The organism is Desulfocucumis palustris (assembly GCF_002933875.1).
Classification (GTDB): Bacteria; Bacillota; Desulfotomaculia; order Desulfotomaculales; family Desulfocucumaceae; genus Desulfocucumis; species Desulfocucumis palustris.
On record NZ_BFAV01000157.1, the window covers coordinates 1 to 21,541 of the forward strand.

Sequence of the window (21,541 nt, forward strand, 5' to 3'; positions counted from 1 at the left end):
TAGACTCCGTAGGATATTACGCTCTTTTTCATCACTGGTCCCCTCTCTGATAGATGAAAACCGCGGCTGTTCCGCCGGAGCCACCTACGTTGTGGGACAGGGCGTATCTGGCGTTTTTTATCTGCCGGCCGGGCTCCTGGGCCTCTCCCCGCAGCTGTTTAAATATTTCGCAGGCCTGGCCGCAGCCCGTGGCCCCGATGGGATGCCCTTTAGCCTTTAAGCCCCCGCTTACGTTTACCGGCAGTTTTCCCTCCGGCAGGGTTGTTCCTTCCTCCAGCAATTTAAAGCCCTGCCCGGGCTCACAAAAGCCCAGGTCTCCGTAGGCCATTATTTCCGCTATGGTGAAGCAGTCGTGCACTTCCGCGAAGTCTATCTCCCTTGGGCTTATGCCGGCCTGGCTGTAGGCTTCGGCCGAGGCTTTGCGGGTGGCGGCCAGGCTGGTGATGCTGTCCCGGTCATGAATGGCCAGGTAGTCGCTGGCGGCGCCGAAGCCTTTCAGGTAGACCGGTTTGTCGGTGAATTCCTTTGCTATTTTGGCATTGCAGAACAGCACCGCCGCGGCTCCGTCGCTGGTGGGGCTGCAGTCCCAGACGTTGAAGGGGTGGGCCACCGGGGCGCCTTTTAACGCCTGCTCCAGGGTTATTTCCCTGCGAAACTGGGCCTTGGGGTTGGCCACGGCGTTGCGGTGGTTTTTCACCGCCACCATGGAGAGGTGTTCTCTTTTCAGGCCGTAGTCGTGCATGTATCTTGCCGCCATGAGGGCGTAGATGCCGGCGAAGGTGGAGCCCGCCAGGCGCTCGTATTCAGTGTCCCCGGATACTCCCAGCCAGTAGCGGCCTTTGCTGGAGGATACGTCCCGCATTTTTTCCACTCCCGCGGCCAGCACCAGGTCGAATTTCCCCGAGGCCACGGCGATGGCGGCGTTGTACAGGGCGTAGCCCCCGGAGGCGCAGGCGTTTTCCACCCTGGTGGCTGTGGCCCGGGGCAGCCCCACATGCCCCATCAGCAGCGGGGCCAGCTGCCCCAGCTGGAATCCGCTGCCGGCGCTTAGGCTCCCTATGTAGGCGGTTTGTATCCTTTGGGGCTCAGTCCCTTTGTCTATACTTTTGAGCATTTCAAAATATGCTTCGGCGAATAGTTCCTTTACTCCCTTGCCGGGAAAGTCCCCGTAGGGGGTTTGTCCGGCTCCGATTATTGCCACGCCTTCCACTTGTTCACCTTCTTTTCTTCTCCGGGCTTATATTTCGTATTCCTTTAAGAGCCTGCCGGCTATTACCATGCGCTGTATTTCGTTGGTTCCCTCGTACAGCCGGGTTATCCTGGCGTCCCGGTAAAAGCGCTCCACGGGAAATTCTTTCATGTAGCCCATTCCCCCGAACACCTGTACGGCCTTGTCCGCCACTCTGGCCAGGGCCTCGGAGGCAAACATTTTTACCATGGGTCCTTCTTTTACCACCGGCAGTCCCTGGTCCACCATCCAGGCCACTCTGTAAGTCAGCGCCCGGGCCGCCTCGGTGTCCGTGGCCATTTCCGCCAGCATCCACTGGATGGCCTGGAAGGCTGCTATGGGTTTGCCGAATTGCACCCTTTGCTGGGCGTATTTGGCGCATAATTCCACCAGTTTGTCGCAGGCTCCCACGCAGCGGGCGCCCAGGGCCACCCGCCCCTTGCCCAGTATTTTCAAAGCCCCGGCGTAGCCCCGGCCCACTTCCCCTATTACGTTTTCAGCGGGCACTTCGCAGTCTTCGAATATTACTTCGGAGGTGTGGGTTCCCCTTAAGCCCATTTTCTTTTCTATGGTGCCTATGGAGAAGCCGGGGAAGTCCTTTTCCACCAGGAAGGCGGTGTAGCCCCCCTTGGTTCCCTTGGAGCGGTCGGTGACGGCTATCACGGTGAATACCGAGGCCACCGGGGCGTTGGTGATAAAGTGCTTGATGCCGTTTAGTATCCATTTGCCGCCCTTCAGCACGGCGGTGGTTTTCATGCCCGAGGCGTCCGAGCCGGCGTCGGGCTCGGTGAGGGCGAAGGCTCCCAGCTTTTCGCCGCTGGCCATGTCCGGCAGGTATTTCTTTTTCAGTTCTTCGCCGGCCATTTCCACTATGCCGGTGGTGCCTATTCCCCCGTGGGCGCCGATTAAGGTGGTGAAGCTCATGTTGGCCCGGCCCAGTTCTTCCAGCAGCAGGCATTTGTCCAGCATGCCTATTCCCAGGCCGCCGTATTCCTCGGGTATGCTCATCCCGAACAGGCCCATTTCCCTGGCCTTGTCGATAAGGTGCCGCGGAATTTCGTCCTCTTCCTCTATTTGCTGGCTGCAGGGGTCCACTTCGTTGTCCACAAAGTCTCTTATGGTTCTTTTCATGTCCCTTATTTCTTCGGGTATGTTAAAGTCCATTTGTTAATCTCCTTGTAAGCTCTTTGTTAATCTCCTTTTTAATCTCCTTTTAAGGCGCCACCAGCCTGTTTTTTTAGCGGGTTGATATTTTTATTTGCCTTTAAAATCGGCCTTGCGCTTTTCCAGGAAGGCGGTGGTGCCCTCAATCCGGTCTTCGGTGGAGAAGGCTATTGTCTGGGCGAATTTTTCAAACAGCAGGCCGGAATTTATGTCCGTATTGGCCCCTATGTTTATGGCCAGCTTGGACAGGCTTATGGCCACGGGACCCTTGGCGATGATTTTTTGGGCCATTTCTTTGGCCGCGGGCAGCAGTTCCTCCGGCTGTTCCACCACTTTGTTAACCAGCCCTATTTCCCTGGCCTCCCCGGCGCTGATTATATCCCCGGTGAAGATCAGTTCCTTGGCCTTGCCTATGCCCACTATTCTCTGCAGCCTCTGGGTTCCCCCGGCGCCGGGTATGATGCCCAGGTTCACTTCGGGCTGTCCCAGTTTGGAGCGGCCGGTGGCTATTCTGATGTCGCAGGCCATGGCCAGCTCGCAGCCGCCCCCCAGGGCGAATCCGTCTATGGCGGCTATCACCGGCTTATCCAGGTTTTCCACGTCGTTTAAGGATTCCTGGGCCTCGCTCTTTAGCACCGCCAGTGTTTCCCGCTCATTTAAGGAGCGGATGTCCGCCCCGGAGGCGAAGGCTTTGCCCCCGGCCCCGGTTATTATCACCACCCGCACCTCATTGTCAAAGCGGCACTCCCGGATGGCCCCCCGTATTTCGGTCCAGGTAAGGGGGTCCAGGGCGTTGCGCACCTCCGGCCGGTTTAAGGTTATCACCGCTATATGCCCTTCTTTTTCCAGCAGCAGGTTTTGAAAATTCATTTATTATTCCCCCACTTAAAATATAATTAACCAACCCATTCCCAAATTGCCGCCGCCCCCTGCCCGTGCCCTATGCACATGCTTTCCACGGCGTATTTGGCGTTATAGTACGGCATCTCGTGCATTATAGTCGTAACAATTCTCGCGCCGGTGCAGCCCAGGGGGTGCCCCAGGGCAATGCCGCTGCCCCGGGGATTGAGCAGCGGGTGGTTTCTGATTCCCAGCTCCTCTGTGCAATATACCGCCTGGGAGGCAAAGGCCTCGTTAATTTCCCACAGATCAATCTGCTCCTTGGTCATGGCGGCCTGTTTCAGCACCCTGGGTATGGCAAAGGCCGGGCCAATGCCCATCAGGGCCGGGTCCACTCCTATTACCGCGTATCCAGCCAATTTCAACCTGGGCTTCAGACCAAGCTCCTTAATCTTTTCTTTGCCGGCAATCAAAACAACGGCGGCGGCATCGTTGGTCTGGCTGGAGTTGCCGGCAGTCACCGTTGCTATTTCATCTTCCATAAATACCGGTTTTAATTGGGATAATGATTCCATGGTGGCACCCGGTCTGATCCCCTGGTCCCGGTCAACCAGCATTTTTTTGGCGCTTCCGTCCTCAGTGGGGACATCCGCTGTCACAGGCAGTATTTCATCCCTGAATAAGCCCTCCACAGTTGCCTTATGGGCTTTGGCATGGCTTTCCACGGCCATTTGATCCTGCTTCTCCCTGCTGATATTAAATTTCCTGGCCACCATTTCGGCGGTATAGCCCATTCTCACCATATTTGGATCGCAGAACCGGCCAAGCCCGGGGTTGGGGTCGACGCCGCTAAGCATCGGCAGATGAGTCATGTGCTGCACCCCGCCGGCTATAATCAAATCAGACCAGCCCATGGCGATGGATGAAACGCCAAAAGCGATTGATTGCAACCCCCCGCCGCAGAGGCGATCCACGGTGCAGCCGGCCGTGCGGTACGGCATACCGGCCATAATGGCGGCATAACGGCCGATATTGGAACCCATCTCTTTCATTAAATAAGTGCCGCCCAGAATGACATCGTCCACCTGTTCTCTTTTTTTCCCGGTTATCCCTGCCCGCTCCAAAACTTCATTTATTACCAGGGCAGCCAAATCATCCGCCCTTATATTTGCAAACCAGGATCTCTTTCCTGATTTTGCTATCGGAGTCCGAACACCCTCAACTATATAAACCTCTCTCATTATCCCAATGCAACCTCCTTTGGTTGGCCTCTTTTTTATAGAGGAGTCAAAGTTTCTTTCAATCATTCAATCACTTGCTGTAATCATAAAATCCCTTGCCTGTTTTACGTCCCCATTCTTTCTTGACGAATTTCTCCACAATAATCGGAGACGGCTTGTGCCTGGGATCGCCGGTCTCCTGGTAGCGCTCGGTGCCGATATAATAGGAAAGATCTATTCCGGTAAGATCCAAAAGTCTGAATGGCCCCATGGGGTGACCCAGGGCGTTGACCACCGCGGTATCAATGTCCTGGTAAGAAGCGACCCCCATATCGTGTATATAAAGGGCTTCCGTTTTTATAGCGGCTACAATACGGTTTACCAGGAACCCGTAAATCTCTTTTTGCAGCAATACGGGAATTTTGCCCATCCTCTCGCACACTTTCATCACGGCATCAACGGTCTCCTGGGATACGTGGGGCCCCTTGACCACTTCCACCAGCTTCATTACCAGGGCCGGGTTAAAGAAATGCATATTGCAGACCTTGTCCGGGCGGCTGGTGACATCGGCAATTTTGGAGCTTACTATATACGAGCTGTTGGTGGCCAGTATCGCGTGGGGAGGGCAAATTTTATCCAGCCGGGCGAAAATATCGCGTTTAAGGTCCAACTTTTCAATAACCGCCTCTATAACCAGATCGGCGTCCTTTGCCGCCCGGGTCAAATCACCGGTAAAAGATACCCTGGCCCGGGCCGCCTCGGCATCATCCTTGGAAAGCTTGCCCTTGGCCACCCGCTCGGGAAGATAGGTATCCACAAAATTTTCGGCTTTTTGTAAAATTTCCTGGTTAATATCCGTGCATATAACGTTAAAACCTGCCAGGGCCGCGGAAAGAGCTATTTGATGCCCCATATTTCCCGCTCCAAGCACACATATATTTTTAATTTCAACATTTTCCATCAATGCTCACTCCTTAATATTGAACTCTTACCAGCCAATATGTTTTTAGATTGGATATTACGATATTTTATTGGATTTAGTCCATATTTTCATTTTTTCAGCCTGCTTTATTAAATCTTCTCTAAAGTCCGGATGGGCAATGCTGATTAGCATTTCTGCCCGCTGCCAGGTGGATTTCCCCTTTAAGTTGACCTTTCCGTATTCGGTTACTATATATGGGGTCACCGTCCGGGGAAGCGTCACAATTCCGCCCGGCGTGATGGTGGGCACTATCCTGGAAACGGTTATGTCCTTGACCTTTCTGGTTGAGCTCAGGCAGATAAACGCTTTACCTCCCCTGGAGCGGAAAGCGCCGTAGGTAAAGTCAAACTGTCCGCCGGTCCCGGAAATCTGCCGGGTGCCCACCGACTCGGAACACACCTGACCGTACAGATCTATTTCAATGGCATTATTAATGGCAATTTGTTTATCATTCCGGGAAATCACAGCGGGTGAATTGGTATAATCCACCGGATAAATGGCGCATGCGGGATTATTGTGGATAAATTCATAAAGCCTGGCGTTACCCATGGCAAAGGTAAATACCATTTTGAAACGGTCTATGCTTTTCCTGGCCCCGGTAATCTTACCGGCCTCATACAAATCCACAAAGGCCGCGCACAGCATTTCACTATGTACCCCCAGATCCTTCAGGTCCGATTCCGCCAGCATTTTACCTATGGTGTTGGGCATGCCCCCGATACCCAGCTGAAGGCATGCTCCGTCTTCTATTTCCTCCACTATCAGCGAGGCTATTTTTTTATCCGTCCCGGCGGGCGGATGTCCGGGTATTTCCACGAAAGGCTCATTGTTGCCTTCCACTATATAATCCACTTCTGAAATGTGCACGGCTTCCTGCGCCCCCCCCAGGCTGCGGGGGGTTTTCCGGTTTATTTCCACAATAACGGTTTTGGCTTTTTCACAAAGGGCTTTCTCATAGGAATTGGACAGGCCGAAATTGAAGAACCCGCTGTCATCCATGGGAGTCGTCACGATCATGGCCACATCCGGAGTGGAGGCATACCCTTCCCGGATATTGACCGGAGACTCCGCATACAGTCCGGGAATGTGAAATGACAGCCCCTGGTCCTGCAATTTGCGGTCATGGCCGCTAAAGAATCCACTGTTGTAAATAAAATGCTTTTGTTCAGGGTCCGCCAGGGCCACCTGCACAGGATTTATAGAGCATACCCCTCTTATTTTCACACCGGTCAATTCGTCTTTTCTCCCGGCCAGGGCCTGGTCCAACGCCTGGGGTGTCATGGCAAAATGGCTGTAAGCCACCCAATCACCCGACTTTACCGCCTTTACCGCATCCTCCGCCTTAACCAGCTTACTTTTGTATTCCTGCTCATATCTGCTCAAGCCGCCACTCCCCTTCATTCTATTCAACCAATCCATTCCCCAACGGCCGCCGCGCCAGGGCCGTGGTCGATGCTCCCGCTTGTCCCGTCGCGGTGGCTTCCCCTGGGGCGCCTTTTTTCATTTCTCGGTCAACTGACCAGGAATGCTTCCTCCGGGCATTCCAGGGCGGACTTGTCGGCGCTTTTTATTACTTGCGCCTGCATATAAACATTGGGCAGTATATTATTGACAAAATATCTGGCGGCGGCTATTTTGCCGGAATAGTACGCATAATCATGATGGCCCGGGTCAATTGCATTAATCTTTTCAGTGGCCACCAGCGCCTGCTCCAGGATGGATTCCGCGGCAAACAGCTGGGCGCAGCAAATAAGCACCCTGGGGGCATAAAGCGGTATCAGCCGGGCTTTTTCCGCCATTGAGCCGTAGAATGAGGCGTACAGGTCCCTGATTTCCAGCACGCAGTTATAGGCTTTTTCCATGTTGTTGATTTCGATGCCGAAGCCTTCCCGGTTTTTATTCTTTTCAATGAACTCTCTTCTGTCTTCCAGCCAGTGGCTAAAAGACGCCCCGCCTTTCATCCTCATCTTGCGGCCCACCAGGTCCATGGCGTGAATAAACGACGTGCCTTCCCAGATGGAAAGTATTTTTACATCCCGGGCATACTGGGATACCGGATACTCTTCGGTGTAACCCACGCCGCCGTATACCTGTATGGCCTGCCCGATCATCTGCCAGGCGGTCTCACTGGAATAGGTTTTGATAAGCGGGGTTAATATCTCCGCCAGTCCCTGGCATCTGGCGGACTTCTCCCGGTCGCCGCCGTGCTCGGCTATGTCCAGGTAATAAAATCCTTTAAAAATCATGGCCCTTATGGCTTCCACCTGGGCCTTCATTTCGATAAGCATTCTTTTTACGTCTTCGTGTTTAATAATAGGTACCCGGCCCTCTTTGGGATTGGTGAAGGGCCTTCCCTGAATGCGCTCCGAGGCATACCGGGCGGCGTAGTAATAAGCCGCCGCCATCTGGGCCAGGGCGTTATGGCCGGTCCCAATGCGGGATTCGTTCATCATGTGAAACATCATGGCCAGCCCCTTGGATGCCCCTTCACCGTCCGGCTGGCTGCCCACCAGGATGCCCCGGCAATTGTCGTTTTCGCCAAAACTCAGCATGGCTGTGGCGGACGCTCTCAGCCCCATCTTGTGTTCAACCCCTATGCAGGTGACATCATTGGGCTCGCCAAGGCTGCCGTCTTCATTTACCCAGACCTTGGGAACTATATACAGGCCCAGCCCCTTTGATCCCGGGGCCCCGCCCTCGGGGCGGGCCAAAACCATGTGAATTATATTTTCGCTTAAGTCCACCTCGCCGCCGGTGATAAACATCTTGGTGCCCTTAATTTTATAAATCCCCGGGTCGCCGGTGGGATAAGCCCTGGTGGCGGCGTCACCCACGTCGGAACCGGCATTGGGCTCCGTTAGGCACATGGTGCCGCTCCAATTGCCGTTTAGCATGTTCTCCACGAACATTTCCCTGTCTCTGTCTGTGCCGAACCGGTAAATGAGGTTGGCAGCCCCGGTGGTCAGTTTTATATAGGACATCAATGCCGGTGACGCGGCAATAAGCATTTCGTTATATGCCCTGTACAGGGTCAGGGGCATAATGGTTTCCGAGCCCAGGGACTCGTTGGCGGAGCCCCACCCGTTTTCCTGCAGGAACCGGTATGCCTTAACATATTCCGGGGGAACTTCAACTTTGCCCCGGTCAAATTTAACCCCGATATGATCTCCTTCTTTATTTATTGGAGACACCACTTCTTTGGCCAGTTTATATACCTCATTTAATATAAAATCCACATCATCCATGCCATAATTATCTTTAAATTTATCAAGACCAAACACTTCTTCCATATCAAGCCATTCATTTAAAATAAATTTCAAATCCCTGATATCATACGCAAATTCCGCCATTTACTAAACTTCCCCCCCCTAAAATGATGCAATCCGGTTTTAATAGTGTTATTTTAAAAATAATTTTTAACCACTTTATGGATCCCAATATCCATCCCGTATTATACCCGACATCACCCCCAACGGAATTACCGACAATTCCTTATTAATCCGCCCAATAGTAAAATCTTTATGCCTCTAAGCTTTTAGAGCAAATAATATGCCATTGTTATCAAAGTTTAATGAATATGTAAAAAAGTGCGAAAACACTAACAAATACTGCTCACCCCAAGATAGAAAAAATCAAATCATTTTGGGCTGGTTCCAAAACAGGTTGCATTCTGGAACCCGGCGGTTACTGAATAAAACCATATGAATTATAATCCCGCAATACGAAACCAGATGCTGAACCGCACAGGCGGCAGGAGAGGCGCCAAAAGAATTGACCTGGTCTTACAGGCTGTTTCGAGATAAATATCCGCCACGGCACGCAAAAAGGACCATCATCTTGTGATGGTCCCTTAAGAAATCATATATTGTCCATTTTTTATTTCGCCGCCGCATCCCGGCCACGGTTCAACCTATTTTTAATCTCCGAGAATACGCCGTTTCTCATTAATACAATCAACATCAGCGCAAATCCTATATAGTCCAGCACGCCGAAGGGAAGCAGCAGGCATAAGCCCGAGGCCAGGGCCATCCATCTGTCCAGAGTTCCCAGGGACCTGGTCAGGTAACCGCTGATGCCCGCGGCGAAAATTACCAATCCCGGAATAACAAACACAATAAATCTAAATAGTTCATATAAATTCAGGTATTGTGGTATCAGCAGGTAAGCGGGGGCGTAGGCAAAAATAAAAGGTATTATGTATGTCATTATGCCCAGCCTGCAGGCCACCAGCCCCGTCTTCATGGGATCCTCGCCGGCTATCTGGGCTCCGGCATAGGAGGCGAAGGCCACGGGCGGTGTAATTGAATACAATGTGGCGTAATAAAAGCAGAAAATGTGCGCCACTTCAGGAATAACGCCAAGTTTGATAAGCGCCGGGCCAAATATGGCGATACCGGTGATATAGGCCGGTATGGAAGGCATTCCCATACTCATAATCAAAATGGCTAGGGCGGACAGGACCAGAGCCAGGAGCAAGCTGGACTGTCCAAAGGCTATAACCATATTGGCGAATTTCAGGTTCAGGCCGGTTTCCACCAGGAACCCGGTTATAATCCCGGCCGCTGCGCAGGCCATGGCGATATATACCGAGGTTCTTCCCGTCTTTGCCAAAATAACGTATAAAGATTTTATATTCAACCGATCGTTTTTCCTTATAAAGCCCAGTATTAACGCAACCACACAGGCATAAAACGCGGCCAGTCCAACGGGATAGAATTTAACCAGGAAGTATAGCAAAACAGCCATTGTAATTAAAAATATATAGAACCCGTTAATCATTATATCTTTATAAGATACGGTGGGAATCGGCATAGCCTTTATGCCCAGCCTTTTTGTCTCCAGCTGAATGGTCAGGAAAAACACGGCATAGAATAGCAGCGCCGGCAGCAATGTGTACTGGCAAACCTTAATGTAGGGAACACCCATATACTGGGCCACGATAAAAGCCGCCACACCCAGCATGGGGGGCATCAACTGGGCCGCCGTTCCCACCACCGCCGCTATTGCCCCGGCTGTGCGGGGAGGATAACCCACTTTCACCATTTCAGGAATGGTGGGATACCCTATGAGGTAAGTGGTGGACATGGGCATCCCGCTGGCCATGCCCACCATGGTACCGGCAACAATGGAGGTTTTGGCCGGCGCGCCTGGGGATTTCCCAAACAGCCTGTTGGCAAAATCCAGAAATGACCTTAAAACTCCCATCTGCTCCAGTATCACCCCGTAGAATATAAAGGGAAACGCCAGGGTGATTACAATCCAGAGGGGACTGCTGAATATTCCCTTTGAGGTAAGGTACATGGTGTCAATTACCCAGTCGAATGTAAAACCAGCATGACCGAAGGGCGGGGGCAGAACCTTGCCAAAGGTTACATAGGCGAACAGCAACAGCGCGATAAGCGCCATGGGCATACCGATGGCCCTGCGGGTGGCCTCCAGCACAGTGATAATGGCGACAACACCTGCAACATACTCCACCGTGGTAAGGGGAGTTATATATTCAACCCTGGTCAGTAAATAATCGGAATTGATTATCAGATAGCCTATTGATGCGGCGGACAATATTGCCAGTGCCACGTCAAATATATTTATCCCGGTCATAAACCGGCTTTTGCCGCCGGGATATATAATAAATGTAAGGGGCAAGGCGAAAAACAGAAAAATAGCCAGGGATAATGAATACCCCATTACAGGTCCCAGAACAACTATTTGCAGTACGAACAGTGATAATGCCGCCCCAAAAAAATCTATTATTTTTCCGGCCTTGCCTTCCAGATTTCTACTCACTTGCAACAACCCTCCCCTTTCAAGGCTGACTCTCATAAAAATCCTGCAACCGGGTTAATATTCCGGCTTAAAGGAAACTAAAAGACCTCCTGCCCGGCGGGTAAAGTATGTATGCTTATACTGCGCAAAGAAAAACCGGGCAGGAGGCCAAACAACAAAAAACATGCGTTTAGCTCGAAAGCTTATTTAGATTGCGCCCTTTTCTTTAAAATATTTCTCGGCTGCCGGGTGAAGCGGAAGCTGCGAGCCGCTGCCATACAGCCTGATCAATTCCTTGGCGGTAAAACCGTTGAATTCACTGTTGCCCACCTGAGCCATGGAATCCATATTCTTTAACATGGAATCCAATATTTTGGCAACGGTTTCGTCGGGCATATCGGCTTTAACCACCCAGGTGGTAATGTCGGCCAGCACCTTGGTATCTTCCGTAACACTTTTGTGCATGCCCTTGGGGATTGTTGCCACCACCAGGGGAAGTTCGGAGGTAACCTTGTTTATAACATCATCACCGATGGCCAGTATTCTGAATTCCCTCTGGGATTCCAGTTCGGCCAGGGCAGCGGATTGGGCATTCACCGCCATGGTATAGGCTATAACGTCAGCCTGCCCCTTGGCCAGAATGTCGCAGGCCTCCTGGTACTTGCCCACGAAATCAACTTTTCCGCCGGCTTTTTGAATACTATCATAGGTTATGCCGGCAGCCTCCAGCATTTTCTCGGGAACGTACCTTGCCGTAAAACCAACCGGATAAGTTACATATTTGATTGGCTTGTCCTTTAGATCAGCTATTGTTTTATAAGGCGACTCCGCGCTGACCAGCAGGGCATAGCCCGCGGTGGTGGTATTGCAGAGAGTCCGGACATTTTTAACCGGCTCTTTAAAATATTCCTTATCTCCTACTTTAGCCACCACTTTACCTTCCACCATGGCCGGCATGTACGAAGAAAAGGTTAATCCCATATCCGCGCTTCCATTTTCAATTTGAATTACATTGCTTACAGCGGAACCCGACAATACATCAACAGTAATGCCTTCTTTGGCGGCAATCCCGGAAAAAGCCGAAGCCTGGGAGTACCAGGTTGTCCCGGTGGGACCGGACAGGAATTTAATGTTCTGAAGCTGGGTAGGCGCAGCGCCTGTTTCTTTCTCTTCATTGCCCTGGCTGCCGCACCCGGCCAAGCTCACTAAAGCCAAAAGAGCTGCCAGAACCAACGCCATAATCTTCTTATTCATTCTTATACCTCACTCTCCGATATACATTGCCTAATTAAAAAATAAAACTTTAACACATCCACCTTCTATCCCACTAAAACCCATTTTTTATGCTAAAACATGAACACCCCCTTGCAAAACTAAAGATAATCCTAATATTGATAATGGCTAATTTAATAAAGAGCAAATAACATGCCATTCTTTTTAAAAATATATATTATTGAAAACACTCAGAAAATTTAATGCCGATAAAAATTATATGCATAAACATCTTTCATTTTGTAACCCCCGGGGTTACCTATCGAAACATTGCCGTTTCATCATTGTCCTTAACCTTCCGCCACAATGTGGTCCTGCTGGTACCCAACATTTTCGATATTTCTTTAATACTGACCCCGGTGGTCAGCAGATAATCGATAATTTCCCTTTCCATATCCTCCAGCTTGCCTATTTTCAAAGTTATGGTATTTTCATCACTGGTTGTGACACTAAATGATTTCCTTATTTTTTCATTAATCAATCTATTTATTAAATCTTCAGGGGTTTGATTTTTCTCAATCAAAAGAACGTATTTTTGGAAGATATTTTGCAGCTCCCTTATATTGCCCGGCCAATCATATTTTATTAATTTCTCCAATGCCGCCTTGGTTAAACCGGGCACTTCCTTTCTTTCCTCCACACTGAACTGGTTTATAAAATAATTGGCCAGCAAAACGATATCTTCTTTTCTCTCCCGCAGGGGAGGAATATCCAGATTCAGCACTTCCAGACGGTGATACAAATCATCACGGAATTTACCCTGTTTTAGCGCCTGTATGAGATCAAAATTAGTGGCTGCAATTATTCTCACATCCACCGGGATAACCCTGTCGCTGCCCAGTCTCATAATCTCCCTTTCCTGCAATATGCGCAGCAGGCGGGCTTGAACCGGTAAGGTCATTTCCCCAATTTCATCTAAAAAAATGGTCCCACCGTGAGCCATTTCAAATAACCCGCTTTTACCGCCTTTTTTGGCGCCGGTAAACGCTCCCTCTTCATAACCGAACAGTTCGCTTTCCAGCAGGTTCTCCGGCAGCGCCGCGCAGTTTACAGCCACAAAAGGCCCTTTGCATCTTTCACTTTCATTATGTATGCTCTGGGCAAACAATTCTTTTCCCGTGCCGGTTTCACCGTATATCAGCACCGTGGCGGTGGCGGCGGCAAATTTCTTTGCCCTCCCGATGGTTTCCACAAGCTGGCGGCTGGCTCCGACAAAATCATCAAATGTATGTTTTGCAACCAGCCCCTTTTTAAATAACTGGCGGCGGATATTTTGCTCCAATATCTGGATCCTGTCGGCGCTTTGAAAATTTATCACCAGGCCTTTTTCTTTGTTTTTAATATTGATTGGCATACTGTTAACCAGGAATTGCTTTTTACCCACTTCTTTAACCACTTCATTCATTTGATTGCCGTTGCTGAACAATGGGCCCAAAAAGGATGATTCCCGGAGCTCGTCCACACAGTGTCCCAATATTCTGCCGGCATCCGCGTCCAAAAGCTTTTCCGCGGAAGGATTCATAAAAGATACGCGCTTTCTTTCATCAAGTATTAAAATACCGTCATTGGTTAATTCAAGCACCGACTTAAACCTCTGGGAACGTTCCTGATCCCGGCGCACACCCTGAACCATTTCCAAGGCCTGTTTTATGGAACCGTATATGGCATCATAGCCGGACTGCACAAGAACAGCGTTGATTCCGGACTTTTTCGCCATTTCATATATGCATAGACCCGTGCTCACAATAACATCCGCATTGGAGCCCAACATTTTTCCGGCCTGCTCTTCCATTTCGTATATATTGCCATAGGGGTAACACTCCACATCTATACCCAGTATGCCGGTAATGGTATCGAATTCCGGACTGAAATCCTGGGTGCGGTGCCCCAGAAAAGCTATTCTCCGGCCCATGCTTTTAGCGGTATTAAGGGCCTGAAGGATGTCAAAGGAAGTAATCTCTATCAATACCACCGGCAGGGAAATGGCTTTTTTTATTTTTCTTCCGGTAACCCCCCGGCTTATTACAATATCCGCGCCCTGGCGCTCAAACTGGTAGGCATACGTAACCCCTTTCTCCAATATGCCTTCCCGGATTTCCAAATCCAATCCCATCTCCCGGGCAAGCTTTTGTATTAATCCGGAAAGCTCGGGATAAGTTGAAACCACTCCAATTTTCACATCATCCATACCTTTGTGCCCCCTTAATGAAAATTGTGATTATGGAACATTTTTCATAAAAAATTTATAAATTTTTATTTTTTTGAAATTTCTTTTAAGTGTACCATTTTAACCAGATTTTTCGCCATATTTTTTAACTCTAATTTTTCTCTTTTAAGAAATCCTTTATCAAAGAAGCCGGTCTTTTACACCTTCCCGGCCATTATATTCACATTATTTACCTGATCGGTTAAGAACTTAAAGACTCATGTTAATGTCAAAAGCAGGGGAACCCCCTGTTATAGCTTTCACAAACCTCGCCGGGCAGTTTTGCCCCGGATACAGTTTGAAGTAAACTGTTGCCAAAACAGTATAATATCCCCTTACATTAACTTAATTCATAATCCTTCGCCTCTTCATTCAATATTCCGGTGGTTTCCTGTATACTTCTCAGGCTGCCGTCAATCTCCTCAATGGAGGAAACCTGCTCCTCCGACACGGCCAATATCTCTTCGGAATTTTTCTCCAGCAGGCTGGTTTTCTCCTGAATACTGCTTAACTTCAGCTTTATTTCATTTAAAGAACCGGAGGTTCTGGAGGCCAATTTTCGAATTTCTTCCGCAACCACATTGAATCCTTTGCCCATATCGCCGGCCCGGGCCGCCTCTATGGCGGCATTCAGCCCCAGCAGGTGAGTCTGCCGGGTTATTTCCTCTATCAACTCTAAAACCCCATCCATATTTTTGGCCTCCTGGCATATAACACCGGAATTCCTGGCCAGCTGGCCCGCCTCAGCCGCCAGTTGCTGTGACGCCGCCACGATATTGGCGGTATTTCCGGATATGATCTCAACGGCTTCGTTAAGCTCGGACGACATCTTTGAAAATTTCTCCTGTTTTACGGCCAGGCTGATGGTAACCATGGAGCCGATAACAGCTCCGGAGGAATTCTTTATGGGAATTGCCGTGGCTATATAAGGTTGCCCGTAAATGGAAGAAGGCACCAGCACAACAACCCTTTGAGCGGTTTTCATGGCCTTATCGGTGGAACTCCCCGGCTTGACAGGGTCGCCGGGCTTAACCCCCAGTTTGGATACGGCGCTGGGTATCACAAAGATAAATTTTTCGGTATCGGTAATGGCCCTGCTTACGGTGGAACCGTACAAATCAAAAAAATAGGGGGCAAATTTGACCAGTTGGTCAAGCAGGGACTGCTCCTCATTTTCCTGGAACTCCGTAACCGGAGCATCCTGCGCCGCCAGGCCGGTTTCGGAAATTATAGCATCATCATCCATGGGGATATTTTTTGGTTCATTTTTCAGCATCTTCGAGACAACGTTTAACATATTATTTTCCCCCGTTATATAAGCTGAAAATTTTTATAATTTACAATAATTTAATATGCAAATTAAATGCCTTCTTAAAATTCTTTGTTTTAACCGGCCTGGACCCGGTACAGGTTTCAGAACTAAACAGCGAATAATTAATTTTGAAACTAGAAAAGCCGGGTAAGCATTTTTGCTTCCCGGCTTTGACCTACTCCAAACAACACGGGGTATAAAAAACGATAAAAATCAGGGCGAACATTTGGCGCAGATGGACCTGAACAAAGTGGTGCTCAGATATCTGTCGCCACGGTCCGGCAGTATGGCCACGATATTGCCGGACTCCATGCCGCCGGCTACCCGCAGCGCCCCTGCCACCGCCGCCCCGCTGGACATGCCCACGAAAATGCCCTCCCTGGTCGCCAGCATCCTGGCCATCTCGAAGGCCTCCTCGTCTTCCACGGTAATTTTTTCGTCCAGAAGCTCCGGGCGGTATATTTGAGGAACTATTGCCTCCTCCATGTTCTTCAGCCCCTGTATGGCGTGGCCTTTTACGGGCTCCACGGCCACAACCCTGATCCCGGGCTTCTTCTCTTTAAGATATTTGCCGGTGCCCATAATGGTTCCGGTGGTTCCAAGCCCGGCCACCAGCACATCCACCATTCCCTCTGTCTGGGCAAAAATTTCCGGCCCCGTGGTCTCGTAGTGGGACAATATATTGTTTTCGTTGCTAAACTGGTTGGGCATGTAATATCTCCCGGGATCGCTGTTCACAATATGGTGCGCTTTCCTGATGGAGCCGTCGGTGCCCTCCTCAGCGGGGGTAATTATCACTTCCGCTCCGTAGGCCTCAAGAATGCGGCTCCTCTCCATGCTGACGCAGCCGGGCACCACCAGCATAACCCTGTATCCTCTGGCCGCCCCGATCATTGCCAGAGCAATCCCGGTGTTTCCCGAGGTCGGCTCAATGATTATCCTGTCCCTGGTAAGCTCGCCCGACTCCTCGGCCTTTTTAATCATGTAATAGGCGGGCCGGTCCTTGATGGAGCCTCCCGGGCTGCCGCCTTCCAGCTTCCCGAAAATTTTAACCCCGGGCTTGGGGCTCAGCGATTTAAGTTCCACCAGCGGTGTGTTTCCTATGGCGGATAATACGTCCATTTTGTCGCCTCCACTATCACGTTTAAATCAAAACATTATTCGTTGTCCCGGCGGCTACTTCCTGCCGGCCGGGACATATACCGCCTATTTCATATTTTTAATTGCCAAAGAAGGGGCATGGTGATAATTTAACGGCACCGATATTATTATAACGTAAAAATTTATACAGGCACTTGACAGCCGGGGTGAATATAAATATTATAATTACATAAACTATACTATATTAGTAAACATTAAAACAAGGCCAAAGGTACTTATATGAGACTAAACCAGGCAACGGATTACGCCATGCGGTCGGTCCTTTACCTTTCGGGACTGCCCTACGGACAGGTGGTGGAAGCAAAGTTAATATCCGAGGAGGAGCGCGTACCCATGCGCTTCCTTTTGAAAATACTCCGGCAGCTGACCCAGGCCGGCATAGTCCAGTCCTACCGGGGGATTAACGGCGGATATTCACTGGCAAGGCCGCCGTCGGAAATAACCATGCTGGATGTGGTGGAGGCGATTGAAGGACCCATCGCCGTCAACCGCTGCCTGCACTCCCCCGATGAGTGCAACAAATTTTTCAGCGCGCACTGCCCGGTTCACCAGGCCTTGTATGAACTCCAGCAGGGCATGAAAGAGCACTTAAGCCGCTATAATTTCCAAATGCTTAAAGAGAGGGTGAAATGAATTTCACCCTTAAACAAAGTATTATAGTGTACTAATTAGGTATACATTATTTTTTAACTAATTGTATACCATTTAAGTATACATTAAAAGGAGGAGTTAAATTATGAGAGTATGTATTTCCGCCGACCAGGTATTGAACGATTTCCTGGCAGCAAGAAGCGGCGTGGAAACATCCTTTAACAGGGTTCCCCCCCAGGCCGTGAAGTGCGGCTTTGGAATGCAGGGGGTGTGTTGCCGGCTCTGCTCCAACGGCCCCTGCCGGATAACCCCCAAATCTCCCCGGGGCGTTTGCGGCGCCTCCCCGGACACCATGGTGGCCAGGAATTTCCTGCGGGCGGTGGCGGCGGGGGCGGCCTGCTACCTTCATATAGTGGAAAACGCCGCCGTTAATTTGAGGGAAATCGGCCGGGGCAACTCCCAGCTGCCCCTGAAGGGAACCGGCCTGCTGAATGAACTGGCGGATAGTCTGGAAACAGGCGGCAGGGACCGCAATGAAAAGGCTGTAAACCTGGCTGAAAGGGTGCTGGCGGACCTGTACCTCCCCAGAAATGACAAGATGCGGCTGGTGCAAAAACTGGCCTACGGCCCGCGCTTTGAATTGTGGAGGCAGGGGGGGCTGCTTCCCGGGGGAGCTAAATCCGAGGTCTTTGACGCCCTGGTCAAAACCAGCACCAACCTGTCCAGCGACCCCGTGGATATGCTGCTCCACTCACTGCGTCTGGGAATCGCCACCGGTCTGTACGGTCTGGCCATGACCAACAAGATTAACGACATCATCTGGGGGGAGCCCCAAATAAGGACGGCCAGGGCCGGCTTCGGCGTGGTGGATCCGGATTATGTAAACATTATGATAACAGGTCACCAGCAGTCCCTGGCAGGCATTTTACAGGACGCCCTGCTGTCCCCGGAAGCGGCGGATATGGCCAGGGCGGCCGGAGCCGCCGGCTTCAGGATTATCGGCTCCACCTGCGTGGGCCAGGATATGCAGCTTAGAGCGGCGCACTGCCCGGAGGTGTTCGCAGGCCAAACCGGAAACAACTTCACCACCGAGGCCTTGGTGGCCACCGGGGCCATCGACCTGGTGGTATCCGAGTTCAACTGCACTTTACCGGGTATGGAAACTGTCTGCCGGCAAATGCTGGTGCCGCAGATTTGCCTGGATGACGTGGCCAAAAAGCAAAACGCCGAGCTGCTGCCCTTTGATATTAGGGAAACCCGGGCTATAGCCGGGAAAATAATGCGCGGGGCGGCGGACAGTTTTGCTGCCCGGAGGAAAAACGTAACGGTCAATGTCCCCTCCCACGGTTACGACGACGTGCTCACCGGCCTGAGCGAAAAAACACTGAAAAACTTCCTGGGCGGCAGTTACAAGCCCCTCATCGACCTCATCGCCGCCGGCAGCATCAAGGGAATAGCCGCGGTGGTGGGCTGCTCCAACCTTACCGCCGGAGGACACGACATATTTACCGTAGGCATGACCAGGGAGCTTATTAAACGCGACATCATCGTGCTTTCGGCGGGCTGCACCAGCGGGGCGCTGGAAAATGTGGGGCTCATGTCCCCGGCGGCGGCGGAATTGGCCGGAGAAAGCCTGAAAAAGGTCTGCCTGAGCCTGGGCATCCCGCCGGTTTTAAATTTCGGCCCCTGTCTGGCCATTGGCCGCCTGGAGGAAACGGCTGCGGATATAGCCGCGGAACTGGGCGTGGACCTGCCGAAACTGCCCTTGATAATATCCGCCCCCCAGTGGCTGGAGGAGCAGGCGCTGGCCGACGGCGCCTTCGGCCTGGCCCTGGGTCTCACCCTGCACCTGGCCATTCCTCCATTCATTACCGGCAGCGAGCTGGTAACCGGAATCCTGACCAAAGGGCTGGAGAATATCACCGGCGGGCGGGTTATTGTGGATGGCGACATAAACTCCACGGTTGACCGGCTGGAAGCGGTGATCCTGGACAAGAGAGCGGGCCTCGGCCTGTAAAACAAGGGGTGATGAATATGCTGAGGATATTGATAAAACCCGAATTGTGCGCGGGCTGCAAAAACTGCCAGGTAGCCTGCCTGGCGGAGCACAGCCCCTCCGGCTCGGTATGGCTGGCTGATCTCTCCGGAGGCCACGGCCGGCCCCGGAACTCCGTTGAGTTGAACTCCCGGGATCTGCCCGTGCCCCTTACCTGCCGGCACTGCCAGGAACCGGAATGCGTCACGGCCTGCATTACCGGGGCGCTGTCCAAGAACCCCGCCACCGGACTGGTGGAGCACGACCAGGGGCGCTGCGCGGGCTGCTGGATGTGTGTAATGTCCTGCCCCTTCGGCATGATATCCCCGGAAGCCCTGGAGAAAAAAACCGCCGTTAAATGCGATTTCTGCCAAGGGCGGGAAACCCCCCGCTGCGTGGAGGCCTGCCCCACCGGAGCCATCTGCCTGGCCGAGGTTTCACCGGAGACCGGAAATAACACAACTCCAGGCGAAGCACCGAAGGAGGAGGGATTGCATTGAAATACTTAATTCTTGGGGCCAGCGCGGCAGGCTTGAGCGCCGTCAGGGCCATAAGGCAGCTCGACGCCGGTGGTGAGATCACGGTTCTTTCCCGGGACAGGCAAATATATTCCCGCTGCCTCCTGCCGGAAGTATTGGCCGGCAGGAAAGACCCCGGGGCAACCCGCTTCGTCCCGGAGGATTTCCTGGAAAGGCACGGTGCGCGCTGGTTCGGCGGGGTTGAGGCCACCCGCCTGCTAACAGGGGAAAAGGCCGTGCTGGCGGACACCGGCGACAAATTCACCTACCACAGGCTGCTTATCGCCACCGGGGCATCGTCGTTCCTGCCTCCGGTGGAAAATATCCGCAAGGGCCGGCAGGTATACGGACTGCGCAACCTGGAGGATGTGGAAGCCATTTCGGCAGCCGCGGGGAAAGGCCGCGGCGCCGTGATAATGGGCGGCGGCCTGGTGGGGGTGGACGCCGCCGCGGCTTTAAATGAAAGGGGCGTTTCCGTAACCATAATAGAGGCGGCGGGCCACATACTGCCCCTGCAGTTGGACCGGCGGGCCGCGGAGCGCTATCAGCATATTTTCCGGAAGCGGGGTATGGAAATAATAACAGGTGAAATGGTAACACGTATATTGCTGGACGGGGACGATAACGTCACCGGGGTGGAGCTCAAGGGCGGCCGGACAATTCCCTGCGCCCTGGTGGTGGCGGCCGCCGGGGTCACTCCCAACATCTCCCTATTGAAAGACACCGCGGTTGAAACGGGCAGGGGCATACGGGTTGACGAATACCAGGAAACCTCAGTGGCGGATATATTTGCCGCCGGTGACGTTTGTGAGTCCCTGGAGGCTTTCACCAAGAAAATTACCACAACTCCCATCTGGCCGCTGGCGGTGCAGCAGGGCCGGGTGGCGGGCTGGAATATGGCCGGGGCGCGCCGCAAACCGTTAAACAATTTTGCCTTCAGGAACTCCATGGAATTTTACGGGCTGCCCGCCGTTTCCTACGGCCTCACCGAGGCCCCGGGGCCCGGCTACGAAACCTTTACCAGGGAGAGCGGGGAGAGCTATAAAAAGTTTATTTTGAAAAACGGCCGGCTCCGGGGGGCGATTTTGCAGGGCGATATAACCGGAGCGGGGGTTTACGGCGCTTTGATAAGGGAAAACATCCCCGCCGGCGCCACCGGAGAGAAGCTGTTCGGATTAACCTACGCGGATTTTTTCAACCAGCTTGAAGACGGCAGTTTTATATTCTGAAAATAAACATAAGGGTT

At 51.7% G+C, this 21,541-nt stretch carries 16 protein-coding genes; 4 read left to right on the forward strand and 12 right to left on the reverse strand.

The genetic code is table 11. From position 1 onward, the window contains the following. Window positions 1-31 precede the first annotated feature (31 nt). From DCCM_RS14780 to DCCM_RS14835, 12 genes are all read right to left on the reverse strand, one after another. Complete coding sequence (locus DCCM_RS14780) at window positions 32-1,210, reverse strand: thiolase domain-containing protein (RefSeq protein ID WP_104373162.1); 1,179 nt, start codon at window positions 1,208-1,210, stop codon at window positions 32-34. 27 nt (window positions 1,211-1,237) lie between these two features. Next, window positions 1,238-2,392 (reverse strand): acyl-CoA dehydrogenase family protein, encoded by a 1,155-nt coding sequence (locus tag DCCM_RS14785; protein ID WP_104373163.1) that lies wholly within the window; start codon window positions 2,390-2,392, stop codon window positions 1,238-1,240. Window positions 2,393-2,482: 90 nt separating this feature from the next. Next, window positions 2,483-3,262, reverse strand: coding sequence for an enoyl-CoA hydratase-related protein (locus tag DCCM_RS14790; RefSeq protein ID WP_104373164.1), 780 nt, complete (start codon window positions 3,260-3,262; stop codon window positions 2,483-2,485). Window positions 3,263-3,288: 26 nt separating this feature from the next. Continuing rightward, the gene (locus DCCM_RS14795; protein WP_104373165.1) at window positions 3,289-4,473 is read right to left on the reverse strand and encodes a thiolase family protein; all 1,185 of its coding nucleotides are present in this window, start codon (window positions 4,471-4,473) and stop codon (window positions 3,289-3,291) included. A 70-nt stretch (window positions 4,474-4,543) separates the two neighbouring features. Then, a complete protein-coding gene (locus tag DCCM_RS14800) occupies window positions 4,544-5,413 on the reverse strand; it encodes a 3-hydroxyacyl-CoA dehydrogenase family protein (protein WP_104373166.1) in 870 nt (289 codons plus the stop codon). A gap of 57 nt (window positions 5,414-5,470) precedes the next feature. After that, complete coding sequence (locus tag DCCM_RS14805) at window positions 5,471-6,817, reverse strand: acetyl-CoA hydrolase/transferase family protein (RefSeq protein WP_104373167.1); 1,347 nt, start codon at window positions 6,815-6,817, stop codon at window positions 5,471-5,473. Between the two features lie 128 nt (window positions 6,818-6,945). Then, window positions 6,946-8,784, reverse strand: coding sequence for an acyl-CoA dehydrogenase (locus DCCM_RS14810; protein ID WP_104373168.1), 1,839 nt, complete (start codon window positions 8,782-8,784; stop codon window positions 6,946-6,948). 526 nt (window positions 8,785-9,310) lie between these two features. Further along, window positions 9,311-11,221, reverse strand: coding sequence for a TRAP transporter permease (locus DCCM_RS14815; protein ID WP_165792185.1), 1,911 nt, complete (start codon window positions 11,219-11,221; stop codon window positions 9,311-9,313). 186 nt (window positions 11,222-11,407) lie between these two features. Beyond that, entirely contained in the window at window positions 11,408-12,454 is a 1,047-nt protein-coding gene (locus DCCM_RS14820) for a TAXI family TRAP transporter solute-binding subunit (protein WP_104373170.1), read from the reverse strand. A 277-nt stretch (window positions 12,455-12,731) separates the two neighbouring features. Beyond that, a complete protein-coding gene (locus tag DCCM_RS14825) occupies window positions 12,732-14,660 on the reverse strand; it encodes a sigma 54-interacting transcriptional regulator (RefSeq protein WP_104373171.1) in 1,929 nt (642 codons plus the stop codon). A 358-nt stretch (window positions 14,661-15,018) separates the two neighbouring features. Next, on the reverse strand, window positions 15,019-15,975 hold the full coding sequence (locus DCCM_RS19545) for a methyl-accepting chemotaxis protein (RefSeq protein WP_104373172.1): 957 nt from the start codon (window positions 15,973-15,975) through the stop codon (window positions 15,019-15,021). A gap of 228 nt (window positions 15,976-16,203) precedes the next feature. Further along, the gene (locus DCCM_RS14835; RefSeq protein ID WP_104373173.1) at window positions 16,204-17,112 is read right to left on the reverse strand and encodes a PLP-dependent cysteine synthase family protein; all 909 of its coding nucleotides are present in this window, start codon (window positions 17,110-17,112) and stop codon (window positions 16,204-16,206) included. A 258-nt stretch (window positions 17,113-17,370) separates the two neighbouring features. Here DCCM_RS14835 and DCCM_RS14840 point away from each other — a divergent pair, with 258 nt between their 5' ends. The 4 genes from DCCM_RS14840 to DCCM_RS14855 all read left to right on the forward strand — a co-directional run bounded on the left by DCCM_RS14840 (window position 17,371) and on the right by DCCM_RS14855 (window position 21,524). Then, window positions 17,371-17,784, forward strand: coding sequence for an RrF2 family transcriptional regulator (locus DCCM_RS14840; RefSeq protein ID WP_104373174.1), 414 nt, complete (start codon window positions 17,371-17,373; stop codon window positions 17,782-17,784). 103 nt (window positions 17,785-17,887) lie between these two features. After that, window positions 17,888-19,759, forward strand: coding sequence for an anaerobic carbon-monoxide dehydrogenase catalytic subunit (gene cooS / locus DCCM_RS14845; protein WP_104373175.1), 1,872 nt, complete (start codon window positions 17,888-17,890; stop codon window positions 19,757-19,759). 17 nt (window positions 19,760-19,776) lie between these two features. After that, entirely contained in the window at window positions 19,777-20,277 is a 501-nt protein-coding gene (locus DCCM_RS14850; protein WP_231702788.1) for a 4Fe-4S dicluster domain-containing protein, read from the forward strand. Then, entirely contained in the window at window positions 20,274-21,524 is a 1,251-nt protein-coding gene (locus DCCM_RS14855) for an NAD(P)/FAD-dependent oxidoreductase (RefSeq protein WP_104373177.1), read from the forward strand. The genes DCCM_RS14850 and DCCM_RS14855 overlap by 4 nt, the downstream gene beginning before the upstream one ends. The last annotated feature ends 17 nt before the right edge of the window (window positions 21,525-21,541 follow it).